Source organism: Edaphobacter sp. (genome assembly GCF_028283685.1).
In the GTDB taxonomy this organism is placed as follows: domain Bacteria; phylum Acidobacteriota; class Terriglobia; order Terriglobales; family Acidobacteriaceae; genus Edaphobacter.
This window is the reverse complement of sequence record NZ_JAPWKF010000006.1, coordinates 116,368-142,056: the sequence shown is the minus strand read 5'-3', so window position 1 is coordinate 142,056 and position 25,689 is coordinate 116,368. Positions and strand designations below refer to the sequence as shown.

At 62.1% G+C, this 25,689-nt stretch carries 15 protein-coding genes and 1 pseudogene; 10 read left to right on the top strand and 6 right to left on the bottom strand.

Going from position 1 to position 25,689, the window contains the following annotated elements; genetic code table 11:
• Positions 1-50: 50 nt before the first annotated feature.
• Both PW789_RS09175 and PW789_RS09170 read left to right on the top strand, forming a co-directional pair.
• The gene (locus PW789_RS09175; protein ID WP_299374734.1) at positions 51-851 is read left to right on the top strand and encodes a hypothetical protein; all 801 of its coding nucleotides are present in this window, start codon (positions 51-53) and stop codon (positions 849-851) included.
• 103 nt (positions 852-954) lie between these two features.
• On the top strand, positions 955-2,667 hold the full coding sequence (locus tag PW789_RS09170; RefSeq protein ID WP_299374731.1) for an alpha-L-arabinofuranosidase C-terminal domain-containing protein: 1,713 nt from the start codon (positions 955-957) through the stop codon (positions 2,665-2,667).
• A gap of 60 nt (positions 2,668-2,727) precedes the next feature.
• Here the strand turns inward: PW789_RS09170 and PW789_RS09165 are convergent, their stop codons facing one another.
• Positions 2,728-3,738, bottom strand: a complete 1,011-nt coding sequence (locus tag PW789_RS09165; protein ID WP_299374728.1) for a PLP-dependent cysteine synthase family protein — start codon at positions 3,736-3,738, stop codon at positions 2,728-2,730.
• A gap of 142 nt (positions 3,739-3,880) precedes the next feature.
• Between PW789_RS09165 and PW789_RS09160 the strand changes: the two genes are divergently transcribed.
• The 3 genes from PW789_RS09160 to PW789_RS09150 all read left to right on the top strand — a co-directional run bounded on the left by PW789_RS09160 (position 3,881) and on the right by PW789_RS09150 (position 7,893).
• A complete protein-coding gene (locus tag PW789_RS09160; protein ID WP_299374726.1) occupies positions 3,881-4,414 on the top strand; it encodes an Lrp/AsnC family transcriptional regulator in 534 nt (177 codons plus the stop codon).
• Positions 4,415-4,652: 238 nt separating this feature from the next.
• The gene (locus tag PW789_RS09155) at positions 4,653-7,664 is read left to right on the top strand and encodes a TonB-dependent receptor (RefSeq protein ID WP_299374723.1); all 3,012 of its coding nucleotides are present in this window, start codon (positions 4,653-4,655) and stop codon (positions 7,662-7,664) included.
• Between the two features lie 43 nt (positions 7,665-7,707).
• Positions 7,708-7,893, top strand: a complete 186-nt coding sequence (locus PW789_RS09150) for a hypothetical protein (protein ID WP_299374720.1) — start codon at positions 7,708-7,710, stop codon at positions 7,891-7,893.
• Positions 7,894-7,966: 73 nt separating this feature from the next.
• Here the strand turns inward: PW789_RS09150 and PW789_RS09145 are convergent, their stop codons facing one another.
• Together PW789_RS09145 and PW789_RS09140 are read right to left on the bottom strand one after the other, a co-directional pair.
• Positions 7,967-9,292 (bottom strand): Hsp70 family protein, encoded by a 1,326-nt coding sequence (locus tag PW789_RS09145; protein WP_299374716.1) that lies wholly within the window; start codon positions 9,290-9,292, stop codon positions 7,967-7,969.
• Between the two features lie 65 nt (positions 9,293-9,357).
• Entirely contained in the window at positions 9,358-10,656 is a 1,299-nt protein-coding gene (locus PW789_RS09140) for an aminotransferase class V-fold PLP-dependent enzyme (RefSeq protein WP_299374714.1), read from the bottom strand.
• An 88-nt stretch (positions 10,657-10,744) separates the two neighbouring features.
• Between PW789_RS09140 and PW789_RS09135 the strand changes: the two genes are divergently transcribed.
• Entirely contained in the window at positions 10,745-12,697 is a 1,953-nt protein-coding gene (locus tag PW789_RS09135; protein ID WP_299374711.1) for a glycoside hydrolase family 30 beta sandwich domain-containing protein, read from the top strand.
• A 173-nt stretch (positions 12,698-12,870) separates the two neighbouring features.
• On the opposite strand, the gene PW789_RS09130 is transcribed toward PW789_RS09135, so the two are convergent.
• On the bottom strand, positions 12,871-13,923 hold the full coding sequence (locus tag PW789_RS09130) for a linear amide C-N hydrolase (protein WP_299374708.1): 1,053 nt from the start codon (positions 13,921-13,923) through the stop codon (positions 12,871-12,873).
• A gap of 103 nt (positions 13,924-14,026) precedes the next feature.
• Here PW789_RS09130 and PW789_RS09125 point away from each other — a divergent pair, with 103 nt between their 5' ends.
• The 3 genes from PW789_RS09125 (at position 14,027) to PW789_RS09115 (ending at position 18,286) form a co-directional block, all read left to right on the top strand.
• A complete protein-coding gene (locus tag PW789_RS09125; RefSeq protein ID WP_299374705.1) occupies positions 14,027-14,728 on the top strand; it encodes a DUF2461 domain-containing protein in 702 nt (233 codons plus the stop codon).
• Between the two features lie 342 nt (positions 14,729-15,070).
• Positions 15,071-16,324, top strand: a complete 1,254-nt coding sequence (coaBC, locus tag PW789_RS09120) for a bifunctional phosphopantothenoylcysteine decarboxylase/phosphopantothenate--cysteine ligase CoaBC (protein ID WP_299374702.1) — start codon at positions 15,071-15,073, stop codon at positions 16,322-16,324.
• 168 nt (positions 16,325-16,492) lie between these two features.
• On the top strand, positions 16,493-18,286 hold the full coding sequence (locus tag PW789_RS09115) for a S53 family peptidase (protein ID WP_299374699.1): 1,794 nt from the start codon (positions 16,493-16,495) through the stop codon (positions 18,284-18,286).
• 2,992 nt (positions 18,287-21,278) lie between these two features.
• Here the strand turns inward: PW789_RS09115 and PW789_RS09110 are convergent.
• Positions 21,279-21,935 (bottom strand): annotated as a pseudogene (locus tag PW789_RS09110) (carboxypeptidase-like regulatory domain-containing protein); the annotation flags it as partial.
• 336 nt (positions 21,936-22,271) lie between these two features.
• On the opposite strand from PW789_RS09110, the gene PW789_RS09105 reads away from it, so the two are divergent.
• Entirely contained in the window at positions 22,272-24,587 is a 2,316-nt protein-coding gene (locus PW789_RS09105) for a GH92 family glycosyl hydrolase (RefSeq protein ID WP_299374696.1), read from the top strand.
• Between the two features lie 3 nt (positions 24,588-24,590).
• Here PW789_RS09105 and PW789_RS09100 read toward each other — a convergent pair whose 3' ends face one another.
• Positions 24,591-25,586 (bottom strand): SDR family oxidoreductase, encoded by a 996-nt coding sequence (locus tag PW789_RS09100; RefSeq protein WP_299374693.1) that lies wholly within the window; start codon positions 25,584-25,586, stop codon positions 24,591-24,593.
• Positions 25,587-25,689 lie beyond the last annotated feature (103 nt).

The window sequence follows — 25,689 nt, the reverse complement described above, 5'->3', positions numbered from 1 at the left end:
ATATACCGCGCAGGGCCGTGTCGTGGTCACCAACAACGGATTCTTCCAGTATGGCGAGCATCAGGGTGGACTATTCGAGTACGGACGGCAAGACGTGGACGCGCATCTCCGACAAGCCGCATATGGATGTGGCGGCGCGGCAGAACATGGGCAACGTGATGTTTGCGACGGGATGGGATGAGCGTTCGGTGCTCTTTCACGCGCTGGTGAAGGGACAGTGGCAGAACTATCGTCTGCCCAAGGCCTCGCATGCGTTCGAGCAGGCATGGCAGACAGAGTGGATGCGCATCCGCGAAGTAGAGACCGAGCACTACCTGATGGACATCCACGCGATGTTCTACGAGCTGCAGCCGCTGGCATTTGAGGATCACATCTGGGGCGTGAAGCCGATCTGCCAGCACCTGCGCATGATTCCCGACTACTGCAGCTTCCGTGGGTTGTTTGCCGCGGGCGGTAATGAGACGACTCCAAACGAAGATAACAACGCCGTCGTCGGCCAGCCGCAGAGCGGCATCTGGTTCGGCAAGACCGACGACCTGTGGAGCTGGGGCAAACCGCAGGGTTGGGGCGGGCCGTGGCGCAACGATATGGTGACGGCGGGCAAGCCCTCCGATCCGTTCCTGTTCACCGGCTTCGACAAGAAGATGCTGCACCTGGTCGCGGAGAAAGCTGCATCGGTGGAGATCGAGATCGACTTTCTGGGCAACGGCACCTGGGTGAAGTACGAGACGGTGAAGCTGAGCGGCGGCGAGTATCACCCGGTGATCTTCCCCGAGGGCTTCAGCGCGCACTGGTGCCGACTGACGCCCTCGGCTTCGTGCAAGATGACGGCGGAGTTCATGTTTACCTAGGGTGGCAATCGAAGGGGGTGCGGCCGGCTCGTGCCTTGCGCGGTACTGGCTGGCCGTATGCGCCTCCATTTATAGTGACTTCCATCCGTGGGGGTTTTTCTTCGTGTCAAAAAATAGCTCGTCTCGCCGCTCGTTTCTGAAGTCTTCCTCTCTTGCTGCCGCTGCCGTCGCCTTGAATGGCTCTACTTCCATCGCACAGTCGAAGCAGGCCGATGCGTACATCGACATCATGCCGTCGGAACCAATCGCTACAATCTCCGACGAGATCTATGGCCACTTTATCGAGCATCTGGGCGGCGTGATCTATGACGGCGTTTGGGTGGGCGAAGGATCGAAGATCGCCAATGTGAACGGCGTTCGCAAATCGTTTATCGACATGATGCGCGAGGTGCAGGCTCCGGTGCTGCGCTGGCCGGGCGGCTGCTTTGCCGACTCCTACGACTGGCACGACGGCATTGGTCCACGGGCGAAGCGTCCGGCGCGTGCGGCGTTCTGGCATCAGCAGGATTCGAACCAGTATGGCCTGCATGAGTTCATGCACACCTGCAAGGCGATCGGCGCGAAGCCATATCTTGCGGCCAACCTGCGCACCGAGCCGGCGCGCGATTTCTACGAAGAGATCGAATACTGCAATGCGCCATCGGGCGACATTCCGTCACACTCGGCTGCGCCTGCGATGCCGAATGCGCTGGCGACGCAGCGTGCCACCAACGGCGACAAGGAGCCGTTCAACGTCGACCTGTGGGGCGTGGGAAATGAGAGCTGGGGATGCGGCGGCAACATGACGCCGGAGGAATACGCAGCCGAGTTCCGTCGCTATACCGCGTGGACGCCGAGCTACGACAAGGAGAAGCTGCGCTTTGTCGCCGTGGGGCCGAACGGCGATGATATCGACTGGACGACGCGGCTGTTCAAGGCACTGTACGGCAATCCCGAGGGACGCAACCTTTGGGGATTGTCGATTCATTACTACACGTCGGGCAGCGCAAAGAAGTTTGCCGATGGCGATGCGCTGAAGTTCAACGACGAGGATTACTACGATCTGCTGACGCGCGGCGGCCTGATGGACAAGGTGATCACGGATCACTGGACGGCAATGACCAATGCCGCGCCGAGCATGATGTCGAAGGGACAGCCCTCGGTGAAGCTTGTGGTCGACGAGTGGGGCGCGTGGTACGGCAAGGGAACGGAGCTTGCGCCGGAGTACAACCTGTCGCAGCAGTCGACGATGCGCGATGCCCTTCTGACCGGCATCACGCTCGATATCTTCCAGCGCCACGCCGACAAGGTGGGAGCGGCCGCGGTGGCGCAGTCGATCAACTGCATTCATTCGCTGATGCTGGCGCAGGGCGACAAGTTCTGCGTGACGCCGACGTACCACGTCTTCAAGATGTACCTGCCGCATCGCGGGGCACAGTCCGTGCGCGCGGCCTTCACGGCGCCTGCGATTCCGAATCCGCTGGGCACGACGCCAGCGCAGGTGGGTGGTGCGAGCTATATCGGCCAGCTGCCGCCAATCAAGACGCTCGCAGGGCTGAGCGGCTCGGCTTCGATCAAGGGTAAGACGCTGACGCTGACCGTAGTCAATCCACACCTGACGGATGCGATGACGACCGAGATCGCCGTGCGTGGTGCGAGCGTAACGGCCGCGAAGGGAACGGTACTGGCGGAGAAAGACGTGCATGCGCATAACGACTTCGCTAATCCTGACGTGGTGAAGCCGTCGGCGGTAAGTGGACTGACGCCTGCAGGCGGTAAGCTGATGCACACCTTTCCACCAGCGAGTGTTACGTCGCTCGAGATCACGCTGGCTTAAAGAAAAGCAGCCGCGCTGAGATCAGCGCGGCTGCTTGATTCACTTCTCTCAACCAACGACTTAGATGACGCGCATGCCGAGCAGCTGAATGCGCTGGGTGAGGTGCGCCTCGCGTATGGGCTCTTCGGCGGTGAGGTCGGTGCTGAGGTACTTCTTGTTGTCGTCGGCGAAGACGGTGGCGACGACAGCATCGGGGCCCATCGCGAGGGCCACCTCGACGGCACCGATCAGGTTTGCGCCGGAGGAGATGCCGACGCCGAGTCCCAGCTCGTTGCACAGCCGCTGCGCCATGCGAATGGCATCGCCATCGCTGACGGCAAGTGTGCGGTCGAGGCGATCGAGCTGCACGATCTGCGGAATGAACTCGTCGGAGATGCCCTGGATGCGATGATGGCCGACCTTGGTTCCGGTAGAGAGCGTCGGCGATTCCGCGGGCTCGATGGGATGCACGGTGGCATGCGGAACATGCTCGCGCAGATAGCTGCCGACGCCCATGACGGTGCCACCGGTGCCGACGCCGGCAACGAAGGCATCGGGGCGCAGATCGAGCGTCGCAAGCTGCTGGCAGAGTTCCAGCGCGGTGCCGCAGCGATGCGCCTCGACGTTAGCCAGGTTGGAAAACTGGCGCGGCAGAAAGATGTTCGGCGAACTTGCTGCCGTGGCCTCGGCCATGGCGATGGAGCCAAGAAAGCCGCCCTCCGCCTTCGAGACCAGCCGCACGTCGGCGCCGTAACTGCGCATCAGGCGGATGCGCTCCTGGCTCATCCAGTCGGGCATGAAGATGACGACCTTGTGGCCGAGGGCGCGGCCCATGGCGGAGAAGGAGATGCCGGTGTTGCCGCTGGTAGCCTCGACAATACAATCGCCGGGCCTTAGCGCGCCGCTGGCGTAGGCTTCGCGCAGGATGTGCAGCGCCATGCGGTCCTTGATGCTGCCGGTCAGGTTCTTCCATTCGCACTTGGTGAAGACGCGGCGCGGTTCACCGTCGATGGTCAGCGCGATCTCAAGCAGCGGCGTGTGGCCCACCAGCCTGCTCAGCGCCTCAAGCTGTCCGCTCTGGCGCGTTGCCATGGGGGGAATCACAAAGGGCGGAATGGTTTGGGCTGCCAGCATACTTAAAGCGTAGAGAAAGTGGCCAAAACCATGAAGAAGCGAGATATGGTTTTTATAGCCATCTGCCTTACATCATTTTGAGCTGGCGCAATCTCTCCTTATGATGAAAGGAGCCTGGCAATATTTCTTCATGCAGGCTGGAGACGCCATGACTCCCGACGCCATCGATTACAGGATTCTCGACCTGCTGCAGGCGAACGCTCGCATGAGCTTCGCGGAGATCGGCCGTCAGGTGGGACTGACGACGCCTTCGACGATTGAGCGCGTGAAGAGACTGGAAGAGGCGGGCGTGATTACGGGATATCACGCGCACATCAATCCCTCGGCGCTGGGGTACACGATGGGCGCGATCATCCGCGTCACCGTCGCGGGAGAGCGGTTGACCAGGTTCGCGCAGCAGGTGGCACGCATTCCCGAGGTGCTGGAGTGCCATCGCGTGACCGGTGCGGAGTCGTACATCCTTCGCGTCGCCGTGCGCGATACTCAGCACCTGGAGACCGTCATCGACTCCATGCTGCCGTATGTTGCGACCAGCACCTCGCTGATCCTGGCGTCGCCGGTGAAGTGGCGCGCCTTCTCCGCGCCCAAGAGCGTCGAAACGCAACGGCGTCCCTCAACACGCACCCGCAGGTAGCTGGCTCTTCACCCAACAATTTCATCCTGATTAAGCCTCTATTCGACACAGTTTCAGTTACATACTCGCGGCCAGTGGACAGTCTTTCAGCAACTCCACTATGCTGGTGCGCGTTTTATTTATCTGAAGACTCCGGTTCCTGTGTTTGAAAGCGTTGTCCTTCGTAAAAGATGTGCCACAGGCACGCGGTCGAAGGCTTCACTATTTTTTGTGATTTGAGGCCCTAGCTTTAATGAGAATGCAACGACTCCCCTCTCTTTTCTTTTGCGTACTCGCGTTGTTTACGTTTACGGCGAGTGCCTTTGCTCAGGGTGGAAGTGCTGTCCTGAGCGGCACCGTAACCGATACCTCCGGCGCCATCGTTCCTTCCGCACACGTCACCGCAACCAACGTCGATACCAACCTTGCGCTCAATGCCGTGACAAACACGTCGGGCCTGTATCGATTCCCCACTGTCCCTCCCGGTCACTACACGATCACAACAGAGGTGAAGGGCTTCCAGAAGTTTCAGCAGACCGGCGTGTTGTTGACGGTCAGCCAGCAGGCGACGCTCGACATCGCGCTGCAGGTCGGCAGCGAGACGGAGACGATCAACGTCGAGGCCGGTGCCGCGCTGATCAACACCACCAACGCCGAGGTTTCGAACACCGTAGGCGAGCACGCCATTCGCGAGCTTCCGCTGAACGGCCGCGATCCCTCGAGCCTCGTGCTGCTGTCCCCGGGCGTCATCAACGTGCTCAACACCGGCGCGGGTACGCTGCAGGGCGAGACGACCTTTCCGAATGAGTCCGGTGCCTCCGCAGGTGGCGGACGGCAGGGCTCAACGCTCTACCTGCTGGACGGCGTGCCCAACATGGACACGTATATGTCGCTGGCGGCGCCTTCGCCGAATGCCGACGCCACGGGCGAGTTCCGCGTCATCTCCAACAACTTCGACGCGCACTATGGCTTCTCGCCCGGTGCGGTGGTCAGCATCGACACCAAGGCCGGCACGAATGCCTTTCATGGCGGCGCGTTCGAGTTTCTGCGCAACAGCGCGCTGAACTCGGCCAACTACTTTTCCAAGCAGGTCGATCCGCTGAAGAGAAACCAGTTCGGCGGCTTTATCGGCGGTCCGATCAAGCGCGACAAGCTCTTCTTCTTCGGCAACTACCAGGGCACGCGCCAGTCGACCACGGCTACGGCGAACAGCACCAACACGCCCACGGCAGCGATGCTGAACGGCGACTTCTCGGCGTATCCCACGGCACTCACCGGCGGCTTCGTCAACAACCGCATCAACCCGGCACTCTTCAATCCCGCGGCGGTCAAGATTGCGACCACCGCACTGCCGCAGGGTCAGGACGCTGCAAGCGGATTGACCTATTACACGCTGCCGGCTTCGGTTGAGAAGTACGACGAGGGTACGGGTCGCCTCGACTATTCTCCCAACGATAAGCATCGCATCACGGTGCGTACGTACAACCAGTACTACAACCGCGCCGAGTCCTCGACGCCGGGCAACATTCTTGCGATCAACCCCGGCAAGCAGGGCAAGTTCTTCAACGAGGTGGTGAACCATACCTGGACGATCTCGCCCAGCCTGGTCAATGCGCTCTCGCTGTTCTGGAACCAGATGCACGTTTACAACGGCGGCACGCAGTTTGATAACGCCGGCAACGCCTTCTGCCTGTCGAAGTACATCAACGTCAGCGAGCCTGCTGGTGTCTGCTACTCCGAAGGCCTACAGGCCAACGGCGGCTTCAGCACACCGTACTCGGAACTCACCAGCGAGATGCGCCGCTCGTGGGGCTTCTCGGATTCGATGACGAAGACCATCGGCAATCACACCATTTCGGCCGGTGTCGATCTCTGGCACCAGCGCGCGCGAGAGCAGACTTTCTACCCGGCCAACCCCATCGTCAACTTCACCGGCTATTCAACCGGATCCGGTCTAGCTGACTTCCTTCTCGGCCGCGTTGGCACCTACACGCAGGGCGCAGGCGAGATTGCCGATGTCTCCGGCAACCTGCTCGGCATCTTCGGGCAGGACCAGTTCCGCGTGCGGCCGAACCTGACCCTCACGCTCGGCATGCGCTGGGACCCCAACCTCGCACCTGCCTCGCAGTATGGACGCGGCGCGGTCTACAATCCGGGCCAGCAGAGCACCAAGTTCCCCAACGCGCCGAACGGTCTCGTCTTCCCCGGCGACAAGGGCGTGCCCAACAGCCTGGCGACCAACACCTACGGCTACTTTGAGCCGCGCATCGCCGTCGCATACCAGATGAGCCCGCGCACTGCGTTCCGCGCAGGCTTCGGTCTCTTCACCGCGCCGCTGCCCTACTCGGCCTACAACCACGTCGCCGACGTCAGCCCCTTCAGCCCCACGTACACGCTGAACGCTACCGCCGCCAATCCGGTCGACTTCTCCAACCCGTGGGCCAACTTCGCCTCCACCGGAGGCGTCAGCCCGTTTCCGCCCTTCGCCTACGACAACGTCACCCCCTCGTCGAGTGCGGTCTTCCCCGCGCAGACCACCGTGCCTGCCGCCTTCCGTCCCGGCTTCAAGCTGGGCATGACGCAGAGCTGGAACGTCTCGGTCGAGCAACAGTTCTCCAACGACCTCGTGATGCACCTGGCCTACGTCGGCAGCCAGTCGTATCACCAGACGCTCATCATCGACGCCAACCCTGGTCAGACGGCAGCCGCTGTCCGCGGTGTTCGCGCGCTGACCAACTACGGCCAGATCCTCACCATCAACTCCAACGGCACGGCGAGCTACAACTCGCTGCAGGCACAGTTCGAGAAGCGCTTCTCGCATAACTTCCAGGCGCAGTCGAGCTTTACCTGGTCGAAGAACATCGACGTCGCCTCCACCGGCAACGCTTCGTTTACCAGCAGCGTCGCCAACCCGTACGATATCCGCTACAACCGCGGCATCTCCGACCTCAACTATCCCTTTGTCTCCGTAACCAACGCCGTCTACACCACGCCAAGCCTGCGTGGACATAATGGCCTGATACGCGGCGTGCTGGGCGAGTGGGAGATCTCGGCGATCTACACCCTGCAATCCGGTCGTTCCTTCGGCATCAGCGGAGGCAACGGCAACAACAACTCCGGTTCGCTCATCAACTCCGATCGCGCCGACTTCGTTCCCGGCGCCGTCGTGCAGACGCACCAGGGCAGCAAAGCAGCAGTGGATCAATCAGTACTTCACCACTGCCGCCTTCCAGCAGAACGCACCCGGAACCTTCGGCAACACGGGTCGTAACTTCCTGAAGGGCCCCGGCATCAACTACAGCGACGCTGCATTGATGAAGAACTGGACCGCGATGGACCGTTACCACGTGCAGTTCCGCTGGGAGCTGTTCAATGCCTTCAACCACACCAACTTCGGCCTGCCGGACAGCAATCCGTCGAGCGGAACCTACGGACGCATCACGGCGATCGGACCGATCGCGCCCCGCGTCATGCAGGCCGGACTGAAGCTCACCTTCTAACCAATCACAGAAACGAACCGCTCTTTTGGGTGGCAGGACATCGTGTCCTGCCACCCATTTTTTTGCGTTGCCTTCAGGCGGTGATGATGAGGGATTCCTGCGCCCGCAGCGCGAGGCCGCGCGCGACCGAGGTAAACTCGTTGCCGGTCTGGATGCGGCTGTCGCCGAAGCGGCTGGTGAAGATGCGCCGCACGGCGGGGACGAGCGAAGTACCGCCGGTAAGAAAGACACGATTGACGTCGCGAGCAGCGACGCCTGTCGACGCGAGCAGCGAATCGACGCACTGCTCAATCGAAGCCAGCTCTTCTGCAATCCACGATTCGAATTCGCTGCGCGTGACGGCGATGCGCAGGTCGAGGCTGCCGTCGCGGAAGTGGAACTGGGCCTCATCGGCCTGCGACAGCTCGAACTTCACGCGCTGCACCGCCTGGTGGAGCTGGTAGCCGAGGTCTTCTTCAATAAGCGCGATGAGCGCCTCGATCTTTTCCGGCTCCAGGGCGCGCATCTTTGCGCTGCGCAGGATCTCATGCACGTTGCGCGTGCGCAGAAACGAGAGGTAGTGCCAGCGTTCGAGATTCGCGTAGATCCATGCGGGTACGGCGGGCAGTGTCTTGTTGAGCGAGCGCGCATAGGACTCCGAGCCCAGCGCGGGCGAGACCAGCTTGCGGACGATGCGAGCGTCGAAGGCATCTCCGGCGAGGCCGACACCGCTGTTGCCGAGCAGATCCTGCGAGGTGCGGCCACGTTTGCGAACGCCGGGGCCGACGTTGAGCAATGAGAAGTCGCTGGTGCCGCCGCCGAAGTCGCCGATGAGGATCAGTTCGTCGTGGTCGAGCGCGGATTCGTAAGAGTAGGCCGCGCCGATAGGTTCCATCTCGAAGTCGACGTGTTCGAAGCCTGCCTGCATGAAGGCTTCGCGCAGACGCGTGACGGCGTAGGCATCGTCGTCTTCGTTCTCGGCGCCCACGAAGCGCACGGGGCGGCCGACGGTGGCGTGGCGAATGGGCGAACCGAACTGCTGCTCAGCGCGGGCGCGCAGGTCGCCGAGCATGCGCGAGATCAGCTCTTCGAGTGTGTAGCGACGACCGAAGACCTCGGTGCCGGTGAGCGTGCGGCTCGGCAGGTACGACTTGAGCGACTGGATGAGGCGGCCCTTATCTTCTGCATCGAGGTAGCCCTGGATGGCCGCCGGGCCGGTGCGGGAGAGAATCTGCTTTGCGCCGCCAGCCTTCTTCACCTGCTCGAGGTAGAGAACCGAGCGCGAGGAAGCGGTGCTGCCGGTGCGGGTGGGAAACGACGCCAGTTCCACCGTCGCGTCGCCGGTCACGATGGCGACGGAGCTATTGGTGGTCCCGAAGTCGATTCCCACAGCCGGTTGTTGCAAAGGGCCTTTGTGCATCTCTCCATTATTTCGCAGCCACGGGCAGGACGGAAGCGGCTGCGAAATGAGAGGCGCCGGGCGGCTTACCCCTTCTTCTTCGCAATCTCGCCCATGGCGCCGATGAACGTATCGAGATCGGCGATGGTGGTGTAGACGTGCGGCGTGACGCGGATGCAGTGGATCTTCTCGTAGTCGATGGAGACGGTGTGGATCTTGTACCGGTCGAAGAGCGCGTTCATCAGGTCGTGCGGCGCAACGCCATCGATGCTGACGCCGCAGATGGCGCAGGAGAAGCGCGGGTCGAGCGAGGTGTGCAGCTTGACGCCAGGAATCTCCTGGACGCGCGTCGCCCAGTAATTCTTCAGGTAGAAGATGCGCTCCTGCTTGCGGCGCGAGCCGATGGCCTCGTGAAAGTTGATGGCTTCACCGATGCCCTGCTCGATGGGAAAGCTGCGCGTGCCGAGCGCCTCGAACTTGCGGATGTCGGGGCTGTGCGGATCGCCGTAGCAGGTGAGCGGCCAGAGTTTTTCGATCTTGTCGCGCTTGACCCACATCATGCCGGAGCCGATGGGCGCGGAGAGGAACTTGTGCAGGCTGGTGCCGAAGTAGTCGCAGTTGAGGTCGGGGATCTTGAAATCGATGAGACCGAAGGAGTGTGCGCCGTCGACGATGACCTCGATACCCTTCGCGTGCGCCATGTCGGCGATCTCGCGCACCGGCATCAGCTGACCCACCCAGTTGACCATGTGGGTGACGTGGATGAGCCTGGTGCGCGGCGTGATCATCTCTTCGTACGCCTTGACGATCTTCGCCTTATCCTCGATGGGAAAGTCGAAGCTGATCTGCTTGTAGACGATGCCGTCGCGCGCGGCGCGCTGCCGGTAGGCATTCATCATGTTGGGGTAGTCCTGCATGGAGCCAACGACCTCGTCCCCGGCCTTGAGCGGGAGCCCATAGATGATGGTGTTGAGCGCTTCGGTGGCGTTGCGGTCGATGGCGATCTCTTCCGGCGACGTACCTGCAAGTCCGGCCAGCTTCTTTCGCAGAGGCTCGCGGCCCTGGTCGAGGATCTGCCACATGAAGTACGACGGCCCCTCGTTGGTCATCTGGTTGAAGCGCTCGACTGCCTGCTGCACCACGATGGGCGCCGGCGAGACACCGCCGTTGTTGAGATTGATGATCTGCGTATTGACCGAATAGCCGCGCTGAATGACGCCCCAGAAGTCCTCGTTCTGCGCCGCGGCTGCAGCGCCGAGATGGTTGACAGCGGCGGAGGCGGATTCGATCTCGGCGGCATGGGCCTGACGAAAGAGGCTGTTGACGGAGAAGGCGCTGGCAAGCGCACCCATCTTGAGAAAGGAGCGACGATCATTCAAGGGCATAGCAGCAATCTAGGGCATCGACGCAGGATCGGCAAAGAGAAAGTTCGTTCGCCATTGGCGATTGTCCGTCTTCCTCCATAAGATGATCGTGCTGAAATCCAACCTGTTTTACTGTGCCTCACCCCTGGAGGATCGTTTGCTGCGACAGCTTGCCCTTGTCTGCCTTCTTTTGCCTGCCACCCTTACGATTGCCCAGCAGGCCGTCTCACTACCGGATGCGAGCAGCAGCGGCAACGCGTGGCAGAGCTTTGACTTTGTCAGCGACGGACCGACGGGAGCCGGGTGGTCGCGGCCCGATGAGATTGCGCGGCGTTACTTCGACGACCCGCTGCCTGCGCTGTTTGAACGCACACTGATGCTCGATGAGACGGTCCCGCGGCTGGCGACGTTGCGCTGGATCTTTACCGGGCCGCACGCCGGTGTGACGGTCGAGCTTACGGGAAGCAAGCTGCGGCTGATCGAGCGCTACTACGACTCGGAGGGCCTGAGCGGCGGCACCTATCCTGACAAGACGGTCAAAGAGGTGGAACGGCAGTTCGTCGGCACACCGCGCACGATGAAGGTGGTGGCGAATGCGCATCTCGGCGTAGAGGTATGGCTGAACGGCGAGAAACTGATCGACGAGGCAATGATCTTCGATCTCTCGCGGCACCAGCTGGTGATGGCCGCGCCGCGGGCGCTTCACCTTGAGCTGAAGGGGGCGCTGCTGAAGCCTGCGACGATGGCGGCAAAGGTGACGGTCGAGCCAGCGAAGAAAGAGCAGACGATGCTCGGCTTCGGCGGAAGCCCGAGCATTCCAACGTATGCGCGCATGAACGACGCGGCGAAAGCGGAGTACTGGCACTACATGAAGCGCTACAACCTGCTGCTGGATCGCGAGTATCCGATGGGTACGGAGCTGAAGCAGGATCTGAGCAACTTCGAATCGTTGAAGGATGCGACGCCGCACTACTACGGCGACAACTTTCCCAACAGCGAAGTCAGCGACTTTGACTACTCGAAGAAGGCGCTGGAGCTGGGCGGCCACGTGATCTACGAGATGTGGGCGCTGCCTGCGTGGGCCAACGTCGATTACAAAGGCAATGCACACGTGATCGACGCGTGGAACAAGGTGGTGCGCAAGGCCGCCGATCCGGAGAAGTATGCCGCGATTGTGGTGGCGTACTGCAAAGAGGCGCAGGCAAAGACGGGACGTCCGCCGATGATCGTCGGCGTCCAGAATGAGGTCGAGCAGGCGCCGGAGGTCTTTGCCGCGATGACGAAGGTGCTGCGTGCCGCGCTGGACAAGGCAGGCTTCAGGGACACGCAGATTCACATGGCCGATGCTCCTTATCTGTGGATGGGGTCAAGCCGCGCCCGTGAGCTGAAAGAAGATGCAACGGCGTGGAAGGACACCGGCTACATCGCCAGCCATGTGTACGACTGGCAGGAGTACGCGGCGAATCCTGATATGTACGATGCGCGGCTGAAGGAGATGCGAGAGGCGATGGGTGACAAGCCGTATCTCGCAACAGAGATCTGCGTCAACGACGGGCACTACCAGGAGCCGTCGTATCGCCTGGCCTTCCAGGTGGGGCAGCTTTATCACAAGCACCTGACGGAGTTGAATGCAGTGGCGCTGATGTACTGCTGGCTGATTCTGGATGTGGAGCAGCCGACGATTGGAGCCTCGCGCTCGCTGCTGGTTCCGGATAAGTCGCGTGGTTACATGCCGGTGCCCTCGAGCTACCAGCTACGCGTGATGGGCGCCTTCAGCCGGCATGTTCTTGAAGGCATGACGCGTGTGGATGTTACAAGCAGCGACAAGGACCTGATGGTGACGGCCTACAGCGGCAGTAAGGGCGAGAAGACGATCGTCGTGCTGAATCGAGGCACGATGCAGAAGCAGGTTGCGCTGGGCTGGACCGGCGCAACCTGGGCAGAAGTCGAGCGCACCAGCCCTTATGACGAGAATGGTGTCTACGCAGCGCCTGCTGACGGCAGCGTTACGGTGCAGCCGGGCGAGATGGTGACGGTATCGACCATCGTTGCAGCGCGATAACACGTTGGCTCGTCGCGTCGATGCTCTGCGGAACAACAGCGTAGGAAAGCAGCTGCATGGCGTTCACGGCGATGCGGTCATCGTTACCAGCATCGGTAAACGATGACCGCGAAGCAGCCGGTGCAGCGCGCACCCATCGCGGGCGATTGAACTGCCCCCTGACGGTTATCCAGTTAGAGGCCGAGGAATTTGAACGGCGGTGCGGGCTTGAAGTCCTTCACGACGTTGCCGGAGAAGGTGTTTTTCTGCTGTGGGCCGAGATCGAGCTTCATGACCTTGCCGGAGGGCGAAAAATCGACCTGCTTGAGGTCGACCCAGAAGGTGTTGGGTGTGAGCGCTGACTCGAAGAAGTAGAGCAGGCGCTTGTGGTCGGCGACGGTGCGCCAGCGCGTGGAGGAGATGTTGGGCTCCTCGGGGGTGTTGATGCCGTAGGGCACGGAGACGTTGCGGATGACGCCGAAGACGCTGGCGAGGGCGATGTCGGGCGTCTCGTCTTTGGGGAGGGCGTTGATGTAGAACATGGCGCGGGCGAAGCGGTCGGAGGCGCGGTTGGTGCCGGGGAGGAAGATGGTGCCGCCGATCTGGCGCCAGTACTGTTCGAGCGCTAGCTGCTGCTCGAAGATGGGTGAGTTGGTCATGACCTGGTAGTCGCGGCTGTGGTGGATGACCTGCTTGCCGTGGACGTACTCGACGATGGCGCTGTCGCCGGTGGCGTCGGACATGGAGAGATGCAGGGTGGCGAGGCGCTGCTCGCCGGGGACGCTGGCGGTGACGACGGTGAAGGGCTCGGCTTCGAGCGCGGTGACGGCTTCGGCGACGGTGGCGAAGTTGTCGAGCACGTACTGCGCCCAGAGGGAGATGGCCAGCGGAGGTTTGGCTGCCTTGTGCGGGTCGGGATAGTCAGACTCGACGAGCCAGAGCAGGTTGGCGTCGAGACCCTTCTCGTTCATGCCGTCGGTGGTGGAGACGTCGTAGCCGCTGGCGATAACGCTGCCATACTTTGCGGTCCACTTGATGGATTGCGGGCCGGCCTCGCCGGTGCGGTCGATGCCGCGGGGAAGAATCCAGAGGTTGGTGCCTACGTCGGACTTCCAGTCCATGGAGCGGGCGGTGATGACGGTGTCGTTGGAGCCAAGGTAGACGGCGCGGGTGCAGGCGGCGAGCGAAGAGGTGAGGGTGATGGCGATGCACACGACTGCAAAACATGAACGGAGGAAGCTCAACATGCGTGGTTCTCCTCGGAGCAGCGATGGGGCTGGAACAGCGGTGGCATCAGCATACTCTGCCTGCTGACAATATCTGTCAGCAGACAGGTTTACGATAACGATCATGGCAATTGCTGCACCGCATTATTCTCCCGAGGCGCTGAAGTTTTTTCGCGGCCTGAAGCGTAACAACGACCGTGAGTGGTTCAACGCGCGCAAGGCGATCTACGAACGCGAGGTGAAGCTGGCGACGCAGACGGTGGTTGCGGCGATCAACGAGGAGATGCTGCGTTTTGCTCCGGAGAATGTGCAGCCGCCGCAGAAGGCTACGTTTCGTATCTATCGTGATGTTCGCTTCTCGTCGGACAAGCGGCCTTACAAGACACACCAGGGGGCGTGGTGGGCGCGGTCGGGTCTGGAGAAGACGTCGGGCGGCGGGTTCTATTTTCACGTCGCGGGGGACGAGGTGATCGTCGCGGCCGGTGTTTATATGCCGGAGCGGGAGCAGCTGCTGGCGATCCGGCGGCACATCGAGGCCAACCATGAGCAGATGCGGGCGCTGATGACGGCGAAGAAGCTGAAGTCGCTGATGAGCGAGTTCGACGGCAACAAGCTGACGCGGGCGCCGAAGGGTTTTCTGCCTGATTCACCGGCGGCGGACCTGATTTTGAATCGGCAGTGGGGGTTTTCTGCGAAGCTGCCGGTGGAGGTGGCTACGACGCCGGGGCTGGTGAAGGAGATTGTGAAGCGGTTTGAGGCGGCGGCACCGCTGGTGGCGTTCCTGAATACACCGCTGGCGGTTAAGGCTCGGAAGCCGCTGTTCTGAGGCACCCCCCTCCCCCCGGTAGTTTGGGGTAAATTATTGATTCTTATGAGCTTATATTTGCTCGTTTCCTGCAAATTCTTGAAAATAAAGAATTTAGTGGTCAAAATCTTGAAAAGGAATGAGTTAGCTGTGGAGGACGGCTTGGATGGGCTGCGTCTTCAGTGGGCTGATTTAAGGGTAGCAGGGTGGAGGGTTGGAATCGGCAACTTGTATCCGACGTGTTTTTAGCGGTTTGCGCGGGATGCGGGGTTGACAGCCGGAATGCGGCGATGCGGGCCGGTGAAAAAGGGGTATAGATGCAGGCCGGTAAAAAAGGGGTATATATAGATGGGGAGAACGGGCATGGAGCGCGTTAAGGTCACCGTCGCCGTTACCGGAGGCATCGCCGCCTACAAGGCGGTGGAGGTGGTGCGTCAGCTCCAGGAGGCCGGTTTCGATCCGCATGTGGTGATGACGCGGGCGGCGGAGGAGTTTGTGCGTCCGCTGACCTTTGCCGCGATTACGGGACACAAGGTGATCAGCTCTCTGTGGAGTGAAGACGCCGGGGCTTCGGGCGGTGAGATGTCGGGCATCGAGCACATCAACGAGGCGCAGACGACGGCAGCCCTGATTGTGGTTCCGGCGACGGCGGATATCCTGGCGAAGTTTGCGAATGGGATCGCCGATGATTTTTTGACGACGATGTACCTGGCGACGACGGCGCCGGTGATTATGGCCCCGGCGATGAACGTGGCGATGTGGCAGCATCCGGCGGTGCAGTTCAACCTGGCGACGCTGAAGGCTCGGGGCGTGCATGTGGTGGAGCCGGGCGCGGGCTACCTGGCGTGCGGCATGGTGGGCGGCGGGCGGCTGGCCGAGGAGGCGGAGATTGTGGCCGCGGTGGCGGAGGCGCTCTCGAACGCTGCGGGGACGGCGACGGCCACGAACGATCTTGCGGGCGAGACGGTTTTGATTACGGCAGGCGGCACGCGTGAGCCGATCGACCCGGTGCGTTTTATCGGCAACCGTTCGAGCGGCAAGATGGGCTATGCGCTGGCCGAGGAGGCGTCGCGGCGCGGGGCGAAGGTGGTGCTGGTGAGTGCGCCGAGCGCTTTGCCGCGTCCTGCGGCGTGCGAGTTTGTGGGCGTGACCACGGCGGCGGAGATGCGCGAGGCGGTGCTGGCGAAGCTGCCGTCGGCGACGATGGTGATTATGGCCGCGGCGGTGAGCGACTATCACGTAGCCGAGGTGGCGCCGCAGAAGATCAAGCGCAACGGAGCACGCACGCTGCAGCTGGAGCCGACGACGGACATCCTGAAGGAGATCGTCGCGGAGCGCGCGCCGGGAACGATGGTGATCGGCTTTGCGGCGGAGACGGAGAACGTGCTGGCGAACGGCCGCGAGAAGCTGAAGCGCAAGGGCGTGGATGCGCTGGTGGTGAACGATGTCGCCGGTACGGAGACGGGCTTTGACGCAGATCGCAATGCGGGCACGCTGTTGACGCCCGAGCATGAGATGGAACTTCCCGCAGGCACGAAGGCGGCGATGGCAGCACGTATTCTGGACCAGCTTGTGGTATTGCGCAGCGCGCCGCGAGAGCGCGTAACCGCACGGTAGCAGCACGCTCGACAGACACACTTCTTCTCCCATAGAAAGACAGATCGCATGCGAATGCGTCTTGTGTTTTTACCGGAGAGGGGGGATCGTTTCTTCACCCATCTCCGGGTGCACGCGGGCCCTTTTCCTACCAAAATTTGATTTTGACTACAGCCCCTGGAGGCTTTCATGTCTTTTGCGAAGAGACCACTCCTCGTCTTTGCGGCGTTGTTGTTTGCCGCGATGCTGCCCACCCCTAACAGTTATGCCGCGGAGAAGGCGACGCTTACGCAGCGTGTCGCTTCGACGCAGACGGTTTCGTTCGATGTGTTTCTTCCACTGCAGGATCGTGCCGCGCTGGGTACGCTGGTCGATGGGTTGAACGACTCCACTTCGGCGAGTTATCACAAGTGGCTTAAGCCGGAGGAGTTCAAGGCGAGGTTTGCGCCGACGGATGCGAGTGTGGCGGCGGTGCGCAAGCAGCTGGAGGCGTATGGGCTGACGACGGAGATGGCTTCGTCGCAGCGGATCCATGTGACGGGCAATGCGAGCGCGGTGGAGCAGGTGTTTGCGACGCAGCTGAAGGTGGGCACGTTCCGCAACGGGCGCAAGACGATTGCGGCGGCGACGCCGATCTCGATGCCGGGCGTGCTGGTGACGAACAAGGCGGTGGTGGGCGGGCTTTCGGGCTTCATCCGCATGAGGGCGCACTCGCGCAGGCTGGCGACGCCGGTGAATCGCTACTCGACTGCGGGGCCGTACTGGTTTACCGATCTGAAGCAGGCGTATGCGTATCCGAGCTACAAGGTGTACACGGGCAAGGGGGTGACGATCGGCGTGCTGATGTCGAACGACTTCAACGCGGCGGATATGACGGCCTACTTCACGCATGAGAAGCTGGCGGTGCCGAAGATGAGCACGGTGAGCATCAACGGCGGCGCGCCGTACGATCCAGACGGCTCGACGGAGACGCACCTGGACATGCAGCAGACGGGCGGCATGGCGCCGAATGCGAAGATCGTGCTGTACAACCTGCCGGACCTTTCGGACGACAACATCATCGATGGGCTGATGAAGATTCTGGACGACAACAAGGCCGATGTGGTGAATATGTCGTTTGGCGGCGCGGAGCTGTTCTACACGCCGGAGTACAACGATGGCGAGGACTTCACGGAGATGCTGGGCATCTACGATGACCTCTTCAAGCAGGGCAATGCGCAGGGGATCACGTTTGTGGCGTCGTCGGGTGACCAGGGCGCGCTGCCTGCGCCTCCGCTGGGGTGCTTCGACACGGATGCGACGGCGGCGTGCGGCAGCATGCAGCCTTCGGCGGAGACTCCGGCGTCGAGCCCGCATGTGACGGGCGTGGGCGGAACGAACCTGGAGACGACGCTGAGTGCGACGACGCTGGACTCGAAGTATGTTGGCGAGTCGGCGTATGGCGATCCTCTGCTGGGCGATATTTTTTACGGCACGCCGGCGACGGGGAATATCTGGGGCTCGGGCGGCGGCGACAGTATCTATTACAAGAAGCCGCTGTTCCAGGCGCTGGTGAATACGGGGTCGAAGTATCGCACGGTGCCGGATGTGGCGGGTCACATGGGCGGCTGCCCGGTGGGAGCGGTGGAGCCGTGCCCGGCGAGCGACAGCGCGGTGGTGGTGGCGATCGATGGCGGCCTGTATGGCGTGATCGGAACGAGTGCGTCGGCGCCGGACTTTGCGGGTCTGCTGGCGCTGAAGGTGGAGCGCTACGGCAGGCGGCTGGGCAATGAGAATCCGGAGATCTACGCGCTGGCCGCGCTGCAGAATCTCGGGTTCCCGCTGAAGGTGTACCACGATACGATCTCGGGCTATAACGGGCTGTACACGTCGAAGAAGGGCTATAGCCGCGTGCTGGGCAACGGCACGGTGATCGGGGTGAACTTCCTGCTGGCTCCCCTGGTGCCGACGGCAGGGACGCCGCAGACGCCGAGTAATCCGTAACAGAGACAGGAGCAAACAGGATGGGCGAGGCGCGGGCTGTTTTGTGGTCCGCGCCTTTGTCTTTTTCTGCAAGACGAAGGCGATGGCCATGCGACGACTGATAGCGATGACGCCGGGCCTGCACTGACCGTACATGCGCGGATGGTGCGCGTAGCGGAGCAAAAAAATGCCCGGCCAGTTTCGACCGGGCTACTGCAAAGGGATGAAACGTCGTTAGAAGGCGTAGCGGAGGCTGAACTGGAACTGGCGCTCCGAGGCGTAGGTCTGTCCCTTGGTGGTGACGCGACCGAAGGTGGCTGCTGGTCGGGCTCATGTCGGGGTTATCGAGGTTGGGATGGTTGAGATAGTTGAAGCCCTCGGCCCTGAAGACGAGCATGTGGTTTTCGTGGCTGGGGATGATGTGGAACTCCTTCTGCAGCGCGGCGGAGAAGCTGTTGAAGCCCGGGCCGTAGATGAGGCCACGCATGCCGCGCGGAGCAAACGTTCCGAGCGGTGCTGTTGCCCAGACGCCTGCACCGGCACCTTCGAACCACTGCTTGGTGGTTCCGGCAGCAGCGAACTGATGGGGCAGCCGCGGTGCGCGGTTGACGACCCAGAGCTGGTTGCCTGAACCGGGGCCGACACCGGCACGATCGTTGTTCTGCGAGACGGTCTGGGGGCGTCCTGACTGAGCCTGGATGGTGCCTGAGAACTGCCAGTCGCCGAGCAGGGTACGACCGGCGACGTTGCTGATGCTGTTGCCGTACTTGAGATTCCAGACGTAGTTCATCACCAGCACATGGCGGGTGTCGAAGTCGCTGGGTCCGTAGAAGTTGGCGTAGTTGTAGGCGTTGGGCTGGCTGGTGCCGGTTGCGGAGCCGAAGTCGAGGCTCTTGGACCAGGTGTAGGCGACACCGAAGAGGAAGCCCTTGGTGAGGCGGCGCTTGAGGTTGGCCTGCAGCGAGTGATAGGTGGCGCTGCCGTCGTTGCGGGCCTCGTTGATGATGGAGAAGCCGCGATAGGGACGCAGGGCATCGGGGTTGATGCCGGGGTTGCCCTGAACGGTTCCGGGGGTGAGCTGGTTGCGGTTGACGAGCTGCTCGAGGTGATAGCCGCGACGGCCGACGTAGGAGAGGGTGAAGACGGCGACGTTGGGGAACTCATGCTCTGCGGTGACGTTCCATCCCCAGGCCTCGGGGTTGGGGTACTGGTAGGCGTGGGAGTAGAAGGCCAGCGGAGCCTGGTTGACGCCGATGCCGCCGGGGTTGTCGACGGCGCCGCGTGTGACGGTGGCGTTGGGCTGGAAGGGAGCGTTGCCGCCTACGTGTACGGTATCGCTGATCCCGAGGCGCTGGATGTAGCGTCCGCCGCCGGCGCGAAGCACGGTGCCGGGGGAGATCTGGTAGGCAAAGCCGAAGCGGGGCTGGATGTTGGAGTAGACGGTGGGCGAGTAGTTGGCGTTGAAGCCACGGAACAGGCGCTGATACTGCCCGTTGAGGATGGCGGCCGGCACGTGACCCTGCGCAGAGCTGGGGAAGCCGCTGCCGGGGATGACGACACCGTTATAGGCATCGCCACCGGTGATGAAGCCGGTCGTGGTGTTGACGGTGGGCGCGAGCGCGGGATTCCAGACGCTGGGATTGAAGAAGGCCTGGTTACCCCAGAGGGCGTGGTAGTTCTCCATGACGGAGTAGCGGACGCCGGCTTCGATGACGAGCTTCGAGGTGGCGCGCCACTGGTCCTGCAGGAAGCCCTCGAACATGTTGCCGCGGAAGAGGGTGTAGGAGCGGGTTCCGATCTCGCCGTAGGTATCGAAGAGACCGAGCGCCACGTTGGCGACGGCAGAGTTCGATGTGGGTACGGGGGAACTGGAACTGCCGCCGCGTGCATCGGTGAAGACGAAGAGGCCGTTCTGGTTGTTGGTGGTTCCAGGGCGGGTGTTGTCGACGCTGATCTGGTCGTAGTTGTTTTCTCCGGCGTACTCCCAGAGGCCGCCGAAGCGAAGCGTGTGCCTGCCCCAGACCTTGGTGACGGTATCGCCGAAGTCGTACACGATGCCGCCGGAGCGCGACGGGTAGGGTCCGCCATCGAGCGTGCCGAAGTTCTGCAGCTGGATGGTGGGGATCTTGTTGGGGATCACCTTGCCGTCGGGATAGAGGTAGGGATAGTTGATGCCGTACTTGGTGCGGTCATAGAGCCCCGAGGACGTATCGATGTTGATGTCGACGTGATCGGCCGCTCCGGAGGCATAGGCATCGTTCACCCAGGTGGGGCTGAGGGTCCAGGTCCAGTGCAGCACGCCGATCTGGTTGGGGCGGTTGAAGATGCGCGGGTTGGTGTTGAAGTTGCCGAAGTGCGGCTCGTAGTCGTTGTAGTTGTAGTTCAGCAGGCTGAAGCGGAAGTGATGCTTCTCTACCGGAACGAAGTCGACGACGACCGAGTCTTTGCGCTGATATTCGGTATAGAGTGCGGAGTCCTGCCAGTTGTAGGTAGGAGCCGAGGTATTGGGCAGCGGATAGGCGTTGAGCAGGCCGACACCGTTCGGGCTGAGCTGCGAAGCAGGAATGACGTTGTTCGGATAGGGTTGGCCGGTGCTGGGGTTCACCAGCTGCACCGGCGCGCCGTAGAAGATATTGGGGCCGAGCAGCTCGCTGAAGTTGCCCTGACGCATCAGGGCTGTGGGCGACTTCTGAAGCGCGAGGTCGTCGTGGTTGTACTTGATCCACTCCTCGCCGACGAGGAAGAAGAGCTTGTCGTGGTTCTTATTGAAGCCGGGGAAGAAGACGGGGCCGTTGAGGTTCCAACCGTACTGGTTGAAGCGGAAGGCCTGACGTGGAAGGTGGGTGAAGTTGCGCTGCCAGGTGTTGGCATTGAGTGCGGTGTTGCGGAAGTATTCGAAGGCGCTGCCGTGGAATTCGCTGGTACCGCTCTTGGGGACCATGCGGATCTGACCGCCGGAGGTACGGCCGTACTCGGCGGGGTAGCTGGTGGTGAGCACCTGAACCTGCGAGGTGGAATCGACGTCGGCGACGCCGACGCTGGTGCCGTTGGAGCGCGTGCGCACCATGGGGACACCGTCGAAGGTGAGAAGGCTCTCCTGCGCGCGGGCGCCATTGACGTTGATGCCGTTATCGAGACCGAAGGAGAAGGCGGCCATCGAGTTGCTGCGAACGACGCCGGGCTCGAGCTGCGAGAGGTACATCGGGTTGCGTCCGTTGAGCTGGATGTTCTTGACCTGCTCCTGTGTGATGAGCTGGCCGACGGTACCGCTTTCGGTCTGCACGGTGTTGACGTTGGCTTCGACGGTGATGGACTCGGTGGACTGACCGACCTTCATGGTGATGTCGATGCGGCGTCCGATGTTGGGATCGACGCGGACATCGTTGAGGGTGGTGGTCTGGAAGCCCTGCGCCTCGACGTGCATGTTGTAGCTGCCGGTGGGGAGGTTGGTGATGTTGAAGTTGCCGCCGTTGTCGGAGGTGGCATGCAGTTCCGAACGGGTGGCGTTGTTGCTGAGTGTGATGTTGGCTTTGGGCACGACTGCGCCCGATGAATCTGCGACTGTACCGGTGAGAGATGAGGTGTCCTGTGCCTGCGCTCCGACGGCAGCGAAGAACAGAACGCACGCGCATGCGAACAGCGCGAGGCTGGCGAATCGTCTAGTAATCATTCTCGGCTCCAAAGGGTGTTGCAAATACCTCGGTTGTTTTTTTTCTGTCCCGTTACCGCTAACGAGGTTTTTTCGCGGCGCATCGTTGTAAGAAATCCTGACCTGTCATGTCAAGTGAACAAATGATGATGAGGTGGATTCCCTGGGACGTGACCATGCTTCGCGAACAAGGTTGCCGTGCGTTCGATGTGGGGTGAATCGACGATGAAATGGGATGAGTGGAAGTGGGCAACCACTCTCTATCCTGGTAGGACCACGTTGCTTCTCTTGCTGTTCCAATAGATGTCATCCATCAGCGACTCGAAAGGCGACGGCAGGAAGCGGTAGGCTGGAGGGATGAAGCTTCGGTACCTTCTTGCACTCTCACTGGCCACATTCGGCTGCTTCGCGCAGTCTCCCGACCCGTTGAAATATGTTGACCCGATGATCGGCACAGGGCCGGAGGGACATACGTTTCCAGGAGCGAGCGCGCCGTTCGGCATGGTGCAGCTGTCGCCGGACACGCAGATACGTCCGTTCAAGCAGAGCTACAAGTGGGCTGCGGGGTATCGCTACGAGGACACGACGATCCTCGGTTTTTCGCACACGCATTTTTCCGGCGCGGGTCACAGCGACCTGGGCGATGTGCTGCTGACGCCTTCGACGGCGGAGAGGGTGCCGCTGGAGCCGGGAGAGATCGACAAGCCGAAGTCGGGGTATCGCTCGCGCTTCTCGCACGAGACGGAGCATGCGGAGCCGGGGTACTACGCGGTGACGCTGGATGACTCCGGCGTGAAGGCGGAGCTGACGGCGACGACGCGGGTGGGCGTGCATCGCTACACGTTTCCGGCGGAGGCGACGACGTGGCATGTGCTGATGGATCTGCGCTCGAGTATCTATAACTATCCGGGCAAGGTGTTGTGGTCGCGGGTGCGGATTCGCAGGGACGGCACGATTACGGGCATGCGGGAGACGAGGGGGTGGGCACCGGGGCGGCAGCTTTACTTTGCGATTCGCTTCTCGCAGCCGCTGAGCGGACATCATCTCTATAACCGCGAAGATCCGGCGCCGGTGTACAAGGGCTTCAAGACGCCGGGCAGTTCGCCGGAAGATACGGATGCGATCGAGGGACGGGGGCTGGAGGCGGTGTTCGACTTCTCGCCGGACAAGGGGCCGCTGCTGGTGACGGTGGCGCTGTCTCCGGTGAGTGAAGAGAATGCGATTGCGAACATGAAGGCCGAGGTACCGGGCTTCGACTTCGACAAGGTGCGTGCGGCGACGCAGGCGCAGTGGAGAGCGGAGCTGAATCGCGTGGAGTTTCATGCGAGCCCTGAGACGCAGCGGTCGCTGTACACGAGCCTGTATCACACGCTGCTGGCGCCGAGCGTGAGCATGGATGTGAACGGGGAGTATCGCGGGCCGGATAACCAGGTGCATAAGGCGGCGAACTTCCGCTTTGTGTCTTCGCTGTCGCTGTGGGATACGTATCGCGCGGAGCAGCCGTTGATGACGCTGATCGAACCGGCGGCGCGCACCAACGACCTGGTGAACTCGATGCTGGCGTCGCGGCAGTGGAGCCCGTTCGGGATTCTGCCGGTGTGGCAGTTTCAGGGGATCGAGACGTGGTGCATGATCGGCTATCACGCGGTGCCGATTATTGCGGATGCGTACATGAAGGGGATTCGCGGGTATGACACGAAGGCCGCGCTGGACGCGATGATCGCGAGCGCGACGTATGCGCCGTACGGCAACCTGGGCGCGTATATGAAGCTGGGCTACGTGCCGGTGGACAATGACTCCGAGGCGGCATCGAAGACGGTGGAGTATGCGTTCGACGACTGGACGATTGCGCGCACGGCGAAGGCGATGGGCGATGCAAAGGCTGCAGCGGACTTCGAGAAGCGTGCGGGCTACTGGCGCAACAACTTCAACGTGGAGGATGGCTTTGTGGAGCCGCGGCTGGAGTCGGGCGCGTATCGCAGGCCGTTCGACCCGGGGCGCGCGGGCGCGGCGAGTGGATTCACGGAGGGCAATGCGTGGCAGTACTCGTGGTATCAGCCGCAGGATGAGCTGGGGATGATCAAGCTGCTGGGCGGCGATGAGAAGCTGGTGGCGAAGCTGGATGAGATGTTCGACCAGAAGGTGGACCCGGCGCGCTATGCGGATGTGGAAGATATCTCGGGCATGATCGGGCAGTACATTCACGGCAATGAGCCGAGCCATCACCTGCCGTACCTGTATATGTATGCGGGTGCGGCGACGAAGACGCAGGCGCGGCTGAAGCAGATTGTGGACTCGCAGTACAAGCCTGCGCCGGATGGCCTGGTGGGCAACGATGACCTGGGGCAGATGTCGGCGTGGATGGTGTTTACGTCGCTGGGGTTCTACCCGGTGACGCCGGGATCGAACCAGTATGTGATCGGTCGGCCGTTTGTGGAGCGCGCGGTGCTGCATCTGCCGAATGGGCGCAGCTTCACGGTGCGCGCCGATGGCCTGAGTGAAGCGAACGCCTTTGTGAAGGACGTGATGCTGAACGGCAAGACGCTGGACCGCAGCTACCTGACGCACGAGGAGCTGATGGCGGGCGGGGAGCTGCGGTTCGTGATGAGCGCCGAGAAGGATGCGGCCTGGTCGCGGCGCAAGCTGAAGCTGCCTTACTCGATGACGCAGTAGGCGCTAGGCAGGCGATGCTGTGGCATGCGGCGTTGCGGGCGCGGGAGCAGAGGGAGCCGCGATGGCGTAGGGTGCGTTGGGGAGCAGGTACTCGTTGACGATGGCGGCGGCGATCTGCGAGGCCTCGGGGTGAGCGCCGGCGAAGCGTGCGGCGAGCCATGCCTGCGGCGTGATGGTGATCTCGGCGCGGCCATCGTGCTCGGCCATATAGATGCGGTTGGCGGCACGCTTGACGGAAGCAGCGAGGAGCGGCATGGTTGCGGCGATGGTGAACCAGCGCGACTCGGCGCGAGCGTTGCCGCTGAACTGTGCGTGGTTCTGCGAGCCGGTGCGCATGAGGCCGGGGCAGACGGTGGTGACGCGGATGCCCTTGTGGCGCAGCTCGGCGTGCAGGCCTTCGGAGTAGCCGACGAGTGCGAACTTGCTGGCGACGTACGGCAGAAGATGCGGCATGGCGAACTTGCCTGCAATGGAGGCGATGTTGACGATCTTGCCGGTGCGTCGGGCGAGCATGTGCGGCAGCACGGCCTGCACGGTGTGGACGGCACCGAAGAAGTTGGTCTGCATGGCCTGCTGAAAGGCCTCGACGGTTTGCGACTCGATGGGGCCGACCTGGATGATGCCAGCGTTGTTGATGAGCACGTCGACGCGGCCGAAGTGAGCGATGGCTGCGTGGATCATGCTGGAGACGTCGTCAGCCTTCGCGATATCGCAGGGCAGGAGCAGGATGTCGGCTTCGCGGATTGCGCCGCGGTGGAGCAGACGCTCCTTTGCCGCGGTGAGGTCGTCCATGCTGCGCGCTGTGAGCACAAGCTTTGCACCCGCGGTGGCGTAACGCTCCGCAAGCGCGAGGCCGAGGCCGCTGGAGCTGCCGGTGATGAGAACGACGCGGCCGCGCACGGGAGCTGCGACCGCCTGACCGACGATGCTGCCTGCGGCGGCGAATGCCGCAGAGGCGATGCCGCGCAGAAGAGAGAACGGGGAGAAGTTGGATGACATAAGACAGACCTCGCTTTGGTGAAGCTGGATACGCTTTGGTGAAAATGGATACGCTTCGCTGACGCTGGATACTATGACGCCTCGGCGACGAAGGGTGTTTGTC